The sequence below is a fragment of the Williamsia sp. 1135 genome (assembly GCF_002095395.1).
Classification (GTDB): Bacteria; Actinomycetota; Actinomycetes; order Mycobacteriales; family Mycobacteriaceae; genus Williamsia.
In genome coordinates, this window is sequence record NZ_MJEI01000107.1 from 152,312 (window position 1) to 165,249 (window position 12,938).

General features: G+C 65.9%; 16 protein-coding genes. 8 read left to right on the forward strand and 8 right to left on the reverse strand.

Annotated features, from left to right (window positions below):
- Window positions 1-56: 56 nt before the first annotated feature.
- The gene (locus BFL43_RS26880) at window positions 57-626 is read left to right on the forward strand and encodes a hypothetical protein (RefSeq protein WP_084896863.1); all 570 of its coding nucleotides are present in this window, start codon (window positions 57-59) and stop codon (window positions 624-626) included.
- 22 nt (window positions 627-648) lie between these two features.
- Here the strand turns inward: BFL43_RS26880 and BFL43_RS26885 are convergent, their stop codons facing one another.
- Window positions 649-1,728, reverse strand: coding sequence for a DUF5685 family protein (locus tag BFL43_RS26885; protein ID WP_084896420.1), 1,080 nt, complete (start codon window positions 1,726-1,728; stop codon window positions 649-651).
- 140 nt (window positions 1,729-1,868) lie between these two features.
- On the opposite strand from BFL43_RS26885, the gene BFL43_RS26890 reads away from it, so the two are divergent.
- Complete coding sequence (locus BFL43_RS26890) at window positions 1,869-2,753, forward strand: alpha/beta hydrolase (protein WP_084896422.1); 885 nt, start codon at window positions 1,869-1,871, stop codon at window positions 2,751-2,753.
- Window positions 2,754-2,786: 33 nt separating this feature from the next.
- Here the strand turns inward: BFL43_RS26890 and BFL43_RS26895 are convergent, their stop codons facing one another.
- Entirely contained in the window at window positions 2,787-4,169 is a 1,383-nt protein-coding gene (locus BFL43_RS26895; protein ID WP_084896424.1) for an RNA polymerase sigma factor, read from the reverse strand.
- A gap of 141 nt (window positions 4,170-4,310) precedes the next feature.
- On the reverse strand, window positions 4,311-5,105 hold the full coding sequence (locus tag BFL43_RS26900) for a polyphosphate--glucose phosphotransferase (protein WP_084896426.1): 795 nt from the start codon (window positions 5,103-5,105) through the stop codon (window positions 4,311-4,313).
- Window positions 5,106-5,304: 199 nt separating this feature from the next.
- Here BFL43_RS26900 and BFL43_RS26905 point away from each other — a divergent pair, with 199 nt between their 5' ends.
- Window positions 5,305-6,183: an inositol monophosphatase family protein gene (locus BFL43_RS26905; protein ID WP_276206125.1), complete on the forward strand. Its 879-nt coding sequence runs from the start codon at window positions 5,305-5,307 to the stop codon at window positions 6,181-6,183.
- A gap of 25 nt (window positions 6,184-6,208) precedes the next feature.
- Here the strand turns inward: BFL43_RS26905 and cei are convergent, their stop codons facing one another.
- Window positions 6,209-6,889, reverse strand: a complete 681-nt coding sequence (gene cei / locus BFL43_RS26910) for an envelope integrity protein Cei (protein ID WP_084896428.1) — start codon at window positions 6,887-6,889, stop codon at window positions 6,209-6,211.
- A 425-nt stretch (window positions 6,890-7,314) separates the two neighbouring features.
- Here cei and BFL43_RS26915 point away from each other — a divergent pair, with 425 nt between their 5' ends.
- Window positions 7,315-7,614, forward strand: coding sequence for a DUF4193 domain-containing protein (locus BFL43_RS26915; RefSeq protein WP_020107433.1), 300 nt, complete (start codon window positions 7,315-7,317; stop codon window positions 7,612-7,614).
- Window positions 7,615-7,688: 74 nt separating this feature from the next.
- Here the strand turns inward: BFL43_RS26915 and BFL43_RS26920 are convergent, their stop codons facing one another.
- The gene (locus BFL43_RS26920; RefSeq protein ID WP_240498512.1) at window positions 7,689-8,222 is read right to left on the reverse strand and encodes a DUF3093 domain-containing protein; all 534 of its coding nucleotides are present in this window, start codon (window positions 8,220-8,222) and stop codon (window positions 7,689-7,691) included.
- Between the two features lie 22 nt (window positions 8,223-8,244).
- Between BFL43_RS26920 and dut the strand changes: the two genes are divergently transcribed.
- Both dut and BFL43_RS26930 read left to right on the forward strand, forming a co-directional pair.
- On the forward strand, window positions 8,245-8,748 hold the full coding sequence (gene dut / locus BFL43_RS26925) for a dUTP diphosphatase (protein ID WP_143695582.1): 504 nt from the start codon (window positions 8,245-8,247) through the stop codon (window positions 8,746-8,748).
- A gap of 3 nt (window positions 8,749-8,751) precedes the next feature.
- Complete coding sequence (locus BFL43_RS26930) at window positions 8,752-9,597, forward strand: DUF3710 domain-containing protein (protein ID WP_084896434.1); 846 nt, start codon at window positions 8,752-8,754, stop codon at window positions 9,595-9,597.
- Between the two features lie 23 nt (window positions 9,598-9,620).
- On the opposite strand, the gene BFL43_RS26935 is transcribed toward BFL43_RS26930, so the two are convergent.
- Window positions 9,621-10,340, reverse strand: a complete 720-nt coding sequence (locus BFL43_RS26935) for an alpha/beta hydrolase (protein WP_084896435.1) — start codon at window positions 10,338-10,340, stop codon at window positions 9,621-9,623.
- 110 nt (window positions 10,341-10,450) lie between these two features.
- Here BFL43_RS26935 and BFL43_RS26940 point away from each other — a divergent pair, with 110 nt between their 5' ends.
- Together BFL43_RS26940 and BFL43_RS26945 are read left to right on the forward strand one after the other, a co-directional pair.
- On the forward strand, window positions 10,451-10,822 hold the full coding sequence (locus tag BFL43_RS26940) for an OB-fold nucleic acid binding domain-containing protein (RefSeq protein WP_084838484.1): 372 nt from the start codon (window positions 10,451-10,453) through the stop codon (window positions 10,820-10,822).
- Between the two features lie 115 nt (window positions 10,823-10,937).
- Window positions 10,938-11,588, forward strand: a complete 651-nt coding sequence (locus BFL43_RS26945; protein WP_084896867.1) for a DUF3159 domain-containing protein — start codon at window positions 10,938-10,940, stop codon at window positions 11,586-11,588.
- Here the strand turns inward: BFL43_RS26945 and BFL43_RS26950 are convergent.
- Both BFL43_RS26950 and BFL43_RS26955 read right to left on the reverse strand, forming a co-directional pair.
- Entirely contained in the window at window positions 11,563-12,234 is a 672-nt protein-coding gene (locus BFL43_RS26950; RefSeq protein WP_084896437.1) for a TrkA family potassium uptake protein, read from the reverse strand. The genes BFL43_RS26945 and BFL43_RS26950 overlap by 26 nt on opposite strands.
- Before the next feature lie 25 nt (window positions 12,235-12,259).
- Window positions 12,260-12,928: a TrkA family potassium uptake protein gene (locus BFL43_RS26955; protein WP_084896439.1), complete on the reverse strand. Its 669-nt coding sequence runs from the start codon at window positions 12,926-12,928 to the stop codon at window positions 12,260-12,262.
- Window positions 12,929-12,938: the final 10 nt, after the last annotated feature.

Below are 12,938 nucleotides of genomic sequence, written 5' to 3' on the forward strand. Positions count from 1 at the left end.
CATCTCACCCGGGTGGCCGATGCGCCGACCATCTCGTCAGCCGCACACTCGACGGCATGAACTCACCGATCCTGGTCGTCATCATCGGGTGCGAAGTCGGCTTCTGGGTAATGGTCTTCGCGGGCATGTGCCTGCGTTACCTGTTGCACCTGCGCACGATCTCCACGATTGTGCTCGCGGCTGTCCCCGTGCTCGACGCTCTACTGCTCGCCGCTGTGGCACTCGACATCCACCAGGGCAGTACGGTCGAGACGGTTCATCGGCTGGCGGGGGTCTATCTGGGCGTCACCGTGGCTTTCGGGCACTCGGTCGTCACCTGGGCCGATGGCTGGTTCGCACACCGGTTTGCGGATGGGCCTGCGCCGGCGCGGGGTCCGAAGAAGGGGCAGGCGGCCTTCCGTCGGGAGGTGCGGGCGTTCGGGCAATGGATGTGCGCGGCAACGATATCCGGGATCACGGTCGTCGGGTTGGCACAGACGGTGGCCGATCCCGAACAGGCTTCAGCGCTCTACGGAGTGTTTCCGACGCTGGGCGTCATCACCGTCCTCTGGTTGCTGACCGGCCCGGTGTGGGCGCTGTTCGACATCGGGGAGCGGAAGCCGCGCAAGATCTCAGACCCGGCGTGACGTCGTAGCGGTCGGCTCGCGATCAGCAATCGCAGCAATCACAACAGTCGCAGCAATCACAGTTGCATCCCTTGCAGGCGCTCTGATGACGTTTGCCATTACAGGGGTTGGTGTGATCGGCACAGCACGCGTATCCGGTGCAGTACACGCCCATCCACGGCAGGATGCGCCGGTGGAAGGGTGGCAGGGGAGGGCGATTCGGTGGACGCGTGGGTGGGCCGGGAGTGGTGAAGACAGCTTCTGTGTGACGACCGAAGACCCGGGTCATCGCACGCTCTAGCCCACCGAGCACCAACAACCGAAGGAGCCGATCGTCGCGCAACACCAGCGTATCGGTGGCGGCGCGAATCGCCGAGATCAATCGCCTACAGTCCTCTCCCGCCCTCTCGAAACTGGTTCCCGTCGCTGTCAAGGGATTGAAGTCACCTGTCGTGCGGTCCTTTTCGAGATCCTCGGCGGCGTCGAGCAGGTGTGCGCAGCGGCCGAAGTCGGAACCGATCCGCTCGAGCGCAGCTCGATTCTCCGGTACCCCGGCCAGGTCCGCGGTAGCGGCGAACACCGCGCCCGCCGCGCGAGCGGCGCCGTCGGTGATCTCGTCGAGGCTCGCCCCACCCACTTCGACATCTGCTTGCCCCGCCAGATCGTCGAGTAACTCGCGGCCTCCGATGGCGGTCGTGATCTGGCCGTCGGCGAGCGCTTTGGCCCGGAGTCGTGGTCCCGCGAACCGGGCGCCGCGCGAACGCAGCGCGGAGGGTGTCGCCAGGCCGGCCCGCTGTTCGGCCAACACGTCGGCCGCTTTCGCAGACGCGAGCGTCAACGAGGTAGTCGCACCGAGGCGGACACTGAGCTCTGCCGGTGCGATGACCTGAGCAGTACGCATCCCGCGCAGTGCGCACGGACCTGCGGTCACTGTGTTCGACGGCGATTGTCGTTGCGCATCAACGAGAATCGATACCACGATGGCGTCCGTGTTGGTGGTCAGCCGCGCGAGCTGGCCGTGATCGTCGCGTAGTGACAGACACACGCCACACATGTGAGCGCGCCATTGCGCCCCCAACTCCGAGTCGAGATGGGTCATACAGGGGCTCAGGACGCCGAACATGCAGACATACAAGCACAACGCAGCGCGCCGAGCCTGGCAGAAAGCAGGATTTAACCCATTTGATCGATGAGAATACGGATCAGCAGGCAGTGGGGCACTTTTGTGATGCCCGCGCACAGAGGCTTCTCGAGAGGAAACGCATGTCATCAGAGTTCACGGTCCCGGCAGGTCGCGGCGTCCGGATCTCGGCAGTTCGCTGGGATCCCACGTCGGAAGCGGTCGGCGTGGTGGTGCTCGTACACGGCATGGGTGAGCACATCGGCCGGTACGAGGAGACCGCCCAGGCGCTCATCGACGATGGATATGTGGTCTTCGGTTACGACCACCGCGGTCATGGCCGATCACAGCTGGCCGGACGCGAACTCGGGGATCTGGGCCCGGACGGCTGGGCCGGACTCGTCTCCGACATCGGGCGCGTCGTCGACACGGCACGCGGCGAGTTCCCGGACCTGCCGCTGATCCTGCTCGCCCACAGCATGGGGTCGTTCGCGACCCAGCAGTTCTTGCTCGACGGCGGGAGCGCGAAAGTCGATGCCGTGGTTCTCAGTGGCACTGCAGCCCTTGACGGGCTCGAACCCGCCTTGGATCTCGATGCCGAGCTGGACCTGTCGATGTTCAACGCGCCGTTCGCACCTGCCCGCACCGACTTCGACTGGTTGTCGAGGGATGAGAAGGTCGTGGACGCGTACGTTGCCGACCCGCTCTGTGGTTTCGGAATCGATCAGGAGTCGGGCCGAGAGATGTTCGTCGCCGCGCGCCGGATCGCGGAGACCGCCGCGGTGGCGACGATCCGAGCTGATCTCCCGATTCTCATTGCCGTCGGCGATCGTGACCCGGTGAACGGAGGCGGGGGACTGGTCGATCTGCTGGCAGCCCATTTCCGCGCGGGTGGTCTCGAAGACGTCACGGTTCGGGTGTTCAAAGACGCCCGCCACGAGATCCTCAACGAAACCAACCGCAGCGAGGTGCGTGACGACCTTCTCGACTGGATGGCCACCGCCGTCGACAAAGGTGCCGACGAGTAGTCGGCACCTTTGTCGGTTCGTTCGGGGGAGAGGTCAGTCCAAGTAGTCGCGGAGGACCTGTGACCGCGACGGGTGGCGCAGTTTCGACATGGTCTTCGACTCGATCTGCCGGATGCGCTCGCGAGTGACGCCGTAGACCTGTCCGATCTCGTCCAGGGTGCGCGGCTGGCCATCGGTGAGCCCGAAGCGCAGACGCACGACACCGGCCTCACGCTCCGACAGCGTCTCCAGCACCGACTGCAGCTGATCCTGGAGCAGCGTGAACGACACAGCGTCCACGGCGACAACGGCCTCGGAATCCTCGATGAAGTCACCGAGCTGGCTGTCGCCCTCGTCGCCGATCGTCTGATCGAGAGAGATCGGCTCGCGCGCGTACTGCTGGATCTCCAGCACCTTCTCCGGCGTGATGTCCATCTCCTTGGCGAGCTCTTCAGGAGTGGGTTCGCGCCCCAGATCCTGGAGCAGCTCACGCTGGATACGGCCGAGCTTGTTGATCACCTCGACCATGTGTACCGGGATGCGGATGGTGCGGGCCTGGTCGGCCATGGCGCGGGTGATGGCCTGGCGAATCCACCAGGTCGCATAGGTCGAGAACTTGTAGCCCTTGGTGTAGTCGAACTTCTCGACCGCGCGGATCAGACCGAGGTTGCCCTCCTGGATGAGGTCCAGGAACGCCATCCCGCGGCCCGTGTACCGCTTGGCGAGCGAGACCACGAGCCGGAGGTTTGCTTCGAGGAGGTGGTTCTTGGCACGGCCACCGTCGCGAGAGATCCACGACAGATCACGACGCTGCGCGACGGTGAGCTTCTCGCCCGCCTCGGTGATGCGACGCATCCGCTCCGTCGCGAACAGGCCCGCTTCGATCCGTTTGGCGAGTTCGACCTCTTCCTCGGCATTGAGCAGGGCGACCTTGCCGATCTGCTTCAGGTACGCACGAACCGAATCGGCAGAAGCGGTGAGCTCGGCATCCTTACGGGCCTGACGGAGCGCCTCGGATTCGTCCTCGTCCCAGACGAAGTCTCCTGACGCCTTGTCCGCTGCGGACGGCTCCTCGACCTCGTCGGCCTTCTTGCCTTTGGTCTTGCCTGCGGTGACGGCCGGACCGGCCGCGTCGGCCTCGTCCTCGACGACAACCACTGCAACGTCGTCCTCGGTCAACTCGTCCTCGGGCGCGTCGATCTCGTCGATCGATGGTTCGTCGAGGCCGCCGTCGTCGACGACCTCGCCGTCGACTCTCTTGACGGGCCGCTTGGCGGCAGCCTTCTTTGCAGGAGCTTTCTTGGCGGGCGCCTTCTTGGCCGCCGCCTTCTTGGCGGCTGCTTTCTTGGCGGGTGCCTTGTGCGCCGACGCTGTCACCGACTCCGATTCCGACTGCTCGGTATCCGGTTCGGTTTGGCGGGTTTTCGTGGCTGCCACGTACGACCTTTCGGGCTATCTATCGTGACATCGCACCGGTGGTTTACGTCGCGGTGGCGGTGTCACGCCGAGTCTCACTCGGCGAAGCTGGGGGCTTTGGGGTGACCGGGGTGGCCGGCCTGGATGCCATTGTAACGGCACCTACGGGCGTAACCCTGCTTCCACTGCCATAGCCGCCCCGACAATGCCCGCCGTATTCAGCAAAGTTGCCGGTACGACAGGCGTCTGATTGGTCAGATGCGGGATCCATTTGTGTGACTTTCGGCTGATTCCACCGCCTGCGATGAACACCTCGGGCCAGAACAGGGCCTCATAGGCCGACAGCACTTTCGACACCTCGACCGCCCATTTGGTGTAGGACATGTCCTTGTTCTCTTTGACCTTGGACGACGCCTGGTGTTCGGCCTCTTTCCCGTCGACCTCCATGTGACCGAGTTCTGTGTTCGGGATGAGTGTGCCGCCGAACATGATCGCCGAGCCGATTCCGGTACCGAAGGTCAGGAGCATCACCACGCCCTTGTAGTCCTTGCCCGCGCCGTAGCGGTCCTCGGCCATGCCCGCGGCGTCGGCATCGTTGAGGACCGACAGCTGCCGGTCTCCGAGCTGTTCTCCGAGCAGCTTGTAGACGTCGGTCCCGATCCACCCCTTGTCGATGTTCGCCGCTGTGCGGGCGACCCCGCCGGTGATCACGGCGGGGAGGGTGACGCCGACGGGTCCCTTCCAATCGAAGTGATCGACGACCTCGCGGATGCCGCCGGCCACGGCCTCGGGGGTCGCGGGCTGGGGGGTGAGGACCTTGAAGCGTTCTCCGACGAGGTCGCCGGTGACGAGGTCGACGATCCCGCCCTTTATCCCCGAGCCTCCGACGTCGATACCGAATCCGTGTTGTGCGATGTCGGGCAGGGACTCGGTGGAAACCCCGGATTCACTGGACACGTGGACAACTCCTCAGCTCGAAGTGACGGCACACGCCCGATGGGGCGTCGTCATTCAGGCTAGTCAGCGGGTGCCGGTTCTGCGCGACGTCTGCCGGATCGGTGTGAGCAATCGACGGCGACCTCCTGTCATCGCCCTCGGCGTAGACGGGTCGATCCGGCCCCGGCGTTGGCGGGCCGACACCGCGCAGCGGCGGGTCGTGTGCTCACATGTACTGGTGTCCACCACAGATCCGGCAGAGCTGACCGCCGTCGCGGTACGGGTTGCCGAGAAGGCAGCCGAACACGTTCGCACGCGACGGCCGGAGGTGTTCGGGTCTGAGGTCGCGGAAGGGTCTGTGCCGCAGGCCGTGTCGACGAAGAGCACCGACACCGATCCTGTCACCATCGTCGACACGGAATCCGAGACGCTGCTGCGTGATCTGCTGGCGGAACTGCGGCCCGGTGATGCCGTCCTCGGCGAGGAGGAGGGTGGTTCGATCGCCGTCCCCGCGGGGGTGCGATGGGTCGTCGACCCGATCGATGGCACCGTCAACTTCCTCTATGGCATCCCGGCCTACTCGGTGTCGGTCGGTGCCCAGGTCGAGGGTCGCACCGTGGCCGGCGCCGTGGTCGACGTGGCGCGCGGGATCACCTATTCGGCAACCCGCGGTGGCGGTGCGTTCTCGGACGACGGTCGTGGTCCTGTCAGATTGGCCTGCAACGGCATCGAGGACGTGGGGCTGGCCTTGGTCGCGACGGGCTTCGGGTACGCGTCGTCCCGGCGATCCGTCCAGGGGGCGCTGATCGCCTCGCTGTTACCGCACATCCGCGACGTGAGACGAATCGGATCAGCGGCCCTGGATCTGTGCATGGTCGCCAGCGGAGCTGTGGATGCCCACTACGAGCACGGCCTCAGCCCGTGGGACTGGGCGGCGGGTTCGTTGATCGCCGAGGAGGCGGGCGCCGTGGTGCGGATACCTGCCGCGACCTCGCGCAGTCCACAGGGAGACGTGACCTTGGCGATGGCGCCGGGTATTGCGAGCGAGATGACCACTCTGCTGAGCGGCCTCGGCGCGCTGGACCCGATCCCGGCCTGAACCCCGGCCCGCGTCGTATCGGCCGTCAGCAGGACGCTTCGTGGACCGCCGCGATGACGGCAGGGTCGGCGCCGGTGTTGGGGTCCTGCGGGTTGGCCGCCCGGAGGGTGTCGAGGACGGCAAGTGCGTCCTGGTTCTGCTCGGACTCGCTGAAGTGTTCACCGATCGACAGGTCGACCCCGTTGCCGGGACGTCCATCGTTGATGAGTTCGGTGCACGGGGCCGCGATCCACAGGGCCGCGGCAGCGGCCTTGCCGGCATCGCCGAAGCGGATCTGCCCGAAGCAATCCAGATTCTGGTCGGGGTAGAGGGTGTCGTCGCCGTACGCGGCCTCGGGGGCGGCCTGGAAGCCGAGTGATGTCAGATCGTCGAGAACGGTCTGGGCCTTGCCCTGCTCGTCGGTGGCATTCAGGACGCGGATCTGAAAACTCGCCAGGGCCGCCGGTGGTACCTGCAACATCTCGTCGCGGCCGGCGGTGGTCCCGACTGGGGGCGCGGCGACATCGGGCGCCGCAGAGGGCGCGGGAGGTGACGGGCAATCGGTGGGTGCAGCGGTTGCCTCGGAGGTCGACAGCGCGCTGATCCACACGAGCGCGGCGATGAGCGTGAGCACCACCGCGACGATGACGGCGGGAAGGTAGCGCCGGCGGCGGAAGGGCCGGCCGCGGTCATCGGTGGGATAGCCATAGGTGATCTGGGAAACCATGGGTTCTCGAGATGCCTTCCGCCGGAGATGTGCACGAGCGAGTCAACTGTAAACGTATGCCGCCCACCGACGGCGCCAACCGGCGTCGGGTGGCCGGGTGTCGCCGGTTGGCCTCCGTGGGGCGTTCTCGGTTCAGACGGCTGGGGAATGTTCTCGCGCCCGTGTTGTTGTTGACTCTGAGAGGCAGCTGGGCTAGGCTTCGGCCGCCTCGGATTGGATAGCTTGAAATTCGGACTACCGATCAACTGTGGCGAAAATCACAAAATCCATGCCTGGCAGTGCAACGAATAGCCCTCGATGGGTCGTTGTCCCAAGGGCATTGTCGCGGACTTTGCAAAAGGGGAAGTGCGCGGCTTGTTGGGACTTTTGGAACCCGCTCACATCGGGAACCCGAAGTCGCAGGTGCTTCTACATAAGGCGGAATTATGGCAACTGATTACGATGCGCCGCGGCGCACCGAATCCGATGAGGTCTCTGAGGACTCCCTCGAAGAGCTCAAGGCGCGACGAAGTGAGGCGCAGGCGGCCTCGGTTGATGTGGACGAAGGCGACACCGCCGAATCGTTCGAACTCCCGGGCGCTGACCTGTCGGGCGAGGAACTATCGGTGCGGGTGATCCCCAAGCAGGCCGACGAGTTCACTTGCACCAGTTGCTTCCTCGTATATCACCGCAGCCGTCTGGCGACGGAGAACGGGAACTCCCGGATCTGCGTCGACTGCGCCTGATCGCACGGTGGAAGAGGTGAATCGTCCAGTGGTCTGATTCATCTCGCGCCGCGTGGGGGCGCGGCGGCAAGAAACTATTGGCCCGAAGCCTCGGTGGCCGCGTCTGGCAAGCCCAGCGCGGCCACGAGCTTTTCCGGGTGACGGGTGCTGACCAACCAGTACGGAGTCGGGTCGTCTGGATCGTCGAGGACCAGCAACACCATCGTCTTCACCCAGAACTTGTGGACGAGGAACGCCGCCGGATCGAGCTGTCGTCCCATCGCCGCGCTCTTGGCGCTCGCGGGGATGACCGCCGCCCGGGCGATCATCGCAATCGGCAGGTGCGCCTTGTGCGCGAACAGCTCGTCGCCGGACACCCACACCCGGGTTCGGCCCATCGACCACAGCATCCAGATCACCAGCGGGGTGAGAACGGCGTAGGCGATCCAGCTCAGCGAGCTCTCGTGCAGCGAGAGCTGTATCTCGTAACCGAGGATCCCGGTGACCACGACAGCGCCGAGCCACCACCACAGCGGCACGTGGAGGCGTTCGTCGAAATGGCCCGCGGCAGCGGTCGCCGGGGAGCCGGACGAGTCTCCGGCGGGGTCGGGTGATGGCAGAGGTGGCACGGCGCCAGCGTAGTCTTCCGGTGTGGCAACCGACCGTGGCAGCACCCCCGCCGATGTATCGACCGTGTCTCTACGGCGTCTCGACAAAGGCATTGCGGTGCCCACCCGCGCCCACCCCGGCGACGCCGGGGTCGATCTCTCCAGCGCTGTCGACCTGGTACTCGAACCGGGTGAGAGACAACTGGTTCCGACCGGGATCGCGATCGCGCTACCGGTGGGGACGGTGGGTTTGATCCACCCCCGCTCCGGGCTCGCCGCGCGTGCCGGTCTGTCGATCGTGAACACCCCGGGCACGGTCGATGCGGGATACCGCGGTGAGATAAAGGTCTGTTTGATCAACCTCGACCGGCACACCCCGATCTCGATCAGCAGGGGGGACCGCATTGCGCAGTTGCTGGTGCAACGGGTCGAGTTGCCGGAGTTCGTCGAGGTGGACGAATTGGACGACACGAGCCGAGGGGCCGGCGGGTATGGCTCCAGCGGCGGACACGCGATACTGGGCGCACTCGCGCCGGAGGGTAGTTGAGAGATGGCACGTGAGCGAGGTCGAGGCCGCAGAGGCGGCAAGGGTGCGCCGAGTGCGCCCGAGGAATCCGGACCACAGGTGATCGGTAGCGGCCAAGGGCCCTACGACATCGGAGACCTGGCGCCCGAATCGCGTTTCGAGAACTCCCACCTCGACCTCGGGTCCGTACTGGTTCCCGTCGTCGAAGGCGGTCAGGTGACCGTGGAGATGTCCGCGGACCATCAGCCGCAATCGGTCTATCTCGTCACTCCACATGGACGCATCACCGTCGCAGCCTTCGCGGCACCCAAATCGAGCGGGCAGTGGCGCGACGTCGTCGTCGAGCTGACCGAATCACTGAAGACCGAAGGTGCCGAGACCGCAATCGAGACGGGGTTCTGGGGCCGTGAGGTCGTGGCCACCGTGCCTGGCGGTGTCCACCGGTTCATCGGCGTCGACGGCTCGCGATGGATGATCCGCGCCGTGGCGAGTGCGCCGACAGCAGGCGCCGAAGCGCTGGCGAAGGTGGCACGCGCCGTGGTCAGCGAGACGGTCGTCCGCCGTGGCGACGACCCGCACCCGCCGCGGACTCCATTGCCGATCGTTTTGCCCCCTGTGCTCGCCGAACAGGTTGCCGCAGCTCAGCAAGAGATGGCCGACTCGGGCCAGATGGCCGCATCGGCTGCGCCCGCACCGAATGACAGTGGGGCGCAGGCCCAGTCCGCGCAGGCCACGGTCCGGGTTCAGGGCACGCCACCGCCGGCGTCAGCGCCCGATCCTGCGCCCGACGCCGAACCCGCAGAGACGAAGACCGGGCCGGTCTCGAGCGGGTCGGCGATGCAGCAGTTGCGAAACCGTCCGCAACGCTAGCGCTGTCAGTGCCCGGCGGGGCGTCACGGGTCTAGTGACCGCCAGCCTTCGAGCGCCCGGCGGCCGAGGATCGAAGGATCGGCGCCGAGTTCGGCCAACGTGATGTCCGCAAGTGTCGATATCGGGGCATGCGCCCGCCACACCTGTGCGACTGCGTGGGGATGGACCGGGTCATCGGTGGCGGCGGTGATCGCGAGCGGAACCCGCAGCTGCGAGATCGTCTCCGCAGTCGGGGCGTGATAGTTCGAGGCCTCGACGAGCACCGGCTCGAGCTGATCGCCGATCACACGCCACGATCTGGTCAACTCCGCGGCCAGCCACGGTGGGCTGCCCGCCTGCATCTGCGAAATCGTCTCGTCGAGACCCTGCCGGCGAAGTAGATCGAGTGTCAGGAGCGCGCTGTGTGCGGCCGGTGCGCTTGCGGGATCGCCCACCCATGGGGGTAGGGCTGCCAGCACGCCCGCGCAGCGCTGGGGATTGTCGATCGCCCACTGCACGGCCACGCAGGCCCCGAGTGACACCCCGGCCGCCACGATCGTGCCCCACGTCGACGCCGCGTCGTCGAGTGCGCGGCGATAACCGCTGATCAGACCATCACCGTCCGGATCGACCGCGATGACCCCGAGGTCGGCGTTCGCGAACGCCCGCGCCGCGAAATCGGCGTCCGAGCCCGTTCCGGGCAGAGCTACGATCACCTGTTCGCCGGCTCGGCGGGTCGGAGACGACGGCTGGTGTTGCGGCATGGAATGATCTTGCATCGCGGGTGGAAGTCGGGTGGACAGAGGTCTACGCTGGCGTGAGCACAGACCCGTGACAACTACTAGCCCGAGCGATCGGGAAGGTGCGTAGCGCAATGACTGCAGGCGGATACCTCAAACGCCTCACCCGCAGGCTGACCGAGGATCTCGAGCAGCTCGACGCCGAGACGATCTCGCAGCAGTCCCAGCAGACCGGTGCCCAGCGCGCCTGCGACTGTTCCGCCGGAGACGAGGTCACCATGCACGGTGAACTGCGCTCTGTGCAGACCTGTTCGAAGAGCATGAAGACGGGCATCGTCGCCGAGTTCTTCGACGGCACCGACGTCGTCACCCTCAAGTTCATCGGCCGCAACCGCATCCCCGGTATCGAACCCGGGCGGACCCTGACGGTCCGTGGCCGGATCGGCGAGCACGACGGACACAAGATCATGTTCAATCCGTACTACGAGTTGCTCGGTGAGAGCTGAGTTGATCTTGAGAGCGCAGCAGGGAGCGGATCCGCAGTCCTCCGGCGATGGCGGTCCCGAGCTACCCGGTGATGGCCGCGGAACAGCGGACGGCGAGCCCGCCGCACTCACGGTGATGGAGCAGATGGGCGGGGTCTCCGGGCTCATCTACTCGTCGATTCCGATCGTGGTGTTCGTACCCGCGAACTCGCTGTGGAATCTCACGGTGGCGATCTACGCCGCACTTGGCGTGGCACTGCTCATCTTCGTCGTCCGGCTGATCCGGCGCGAACCCATCCAGCCGGCCATCTCGGGTGTGATCGGGGTCGCGGTGTGTGCGTTCATCGCGCACCGGACGGGGGATGCCAAGGGATTCTTCCTCTTCGGGATCTGGACCACTCTGCTCTACGCGGGGGTGTTCGTCCTGTCGATTCTGGTGCGGTGGCCACTCGTCGGAGTCATCTGGAATGCGCTGAACGGCAACGGAACAGCCTGGCGCAAGCATCGACGCACTCTTCTTGCATACGACATCGCCACCGCGATCTGGGCGGTACTCTTCGGGGTCCGTTACCTGGTGCAGTCGTTCCTCTACGACCACGATCAGACCGGTGCGCTCGCGGTGGCGCGTATCGCCATGGGATGGCCGCTGACCGCGGTCGCCGTCGTTGCCACGGTGCTGCTCGTCCGCTGGGCTCAGAAAAACGAGGACAGCGACGAAACCGCCCCCGTGAGCGAGAAATCCGGCCCCGCAGACGACGTCGCTACGCCGGAGCCGCCGGCTCGATGATCGCTGCCCGCAATTGGGCCTCGGCCTCAGCGGGCACGATGAAGATCAACTCGTCCCCACCCTCGACGGCGTCGTCGGGTAAGGGGACGATCACCCTTCCACCGCGCAGAATCGTCACGAGCGCGGCATCCCTGGGTAATTTGAGCTTGCGGACCGGTTTGCCTGCCAGCGGGGTGTTGTCGGGGAGGGTCATCTCCACCAGATTGGCCTGACCCTGGCGGAAGGTCATCAATCGGACGAGGTCGCCTACAGAGACCGCTTCCTCGACGAGCGACGCGAGCATTCGCGGGGTCGAGACGGCGACATCGACACCCCAGTCCTCGTCGAACAACCACTCGTTGCGGGGGTCGTTGACCCGCGCGACCACCCTGGCGACGGCGAACTCCGTCTTGGCCAACAGGCTGACGACGAGATTCGCCTTGTCATCGCCCGTCGCCGCGATGACAACGTTGAACTTGTGCAGCTGCACCCGCTCGAGATTGTCGAGTTCGCAGGCGTCGCCGCTGACCCACCGGGCACCCGGTACCGATTCCTCGTCGATGTGATCGAGATTGCGTTCGAGAAGCAGGACGTCGTGAGAGTTGGCGATCAGCTCGCGAGCGATCGACCGTCCCACCGCACCGGCACCGGCTATGGCGACCTTCATGATGTTCTCCTACGTTCTGCGGTGGTCAGTCGGACTCGGGCGCGACACCGGCGGCGACCGAGCGGACTTTCTCGAGATTGTCGACGAGCGCCGCGACAAAAACCTGGTCATCCTGCTGCAGAACCGCTTTGGGCCCGGGGAGCAAGGGCAGTCCGAGCCGGTTGATGAAGCTCACCCGAGACCCGGTGTTCTCCTGGAACAGCGTCACCGACGTTCCCACCCACGATTCGTGGACGGGCAGCCGGACGATGGCGACCTCGCCCGACGGCTCCGTCCAGGCGACCTCGTCGGCATCGGCCTGGCCGAGCGCGGAGATGAACCGGTCGGTGGTCCAGGGGACCGTCGCGACCGTCGGGATGCCCAGTCGCTCGTAGACGGCCGCGCGTTTGGCGTCGTAGATCCGCGCGACGACCTTGGGTACGTGGAAGGTTTCCCGCGCCACCCGCGCGGCGATGATGTTCGAGTTGTCGCCGGACGACACCGCGGCGAACGCGTCTGCGCCCTCGATTCCCGCGCGGCGCAGTACCTCCTGGTCGAATCCGACACCCTTGACGGTCGTGCCGCCGAAGTCGTCGGGTAGCCGGCGAAAGGCGGTCGCATCCCGGTCGATGACTGCGACGTCGTGGCCTGCGGCCTGCAATTTCAGGGCCAGGTTCGCGCCGACGCGGCCGCACCCCATCACCACCACGCGCATGCAAACTCCT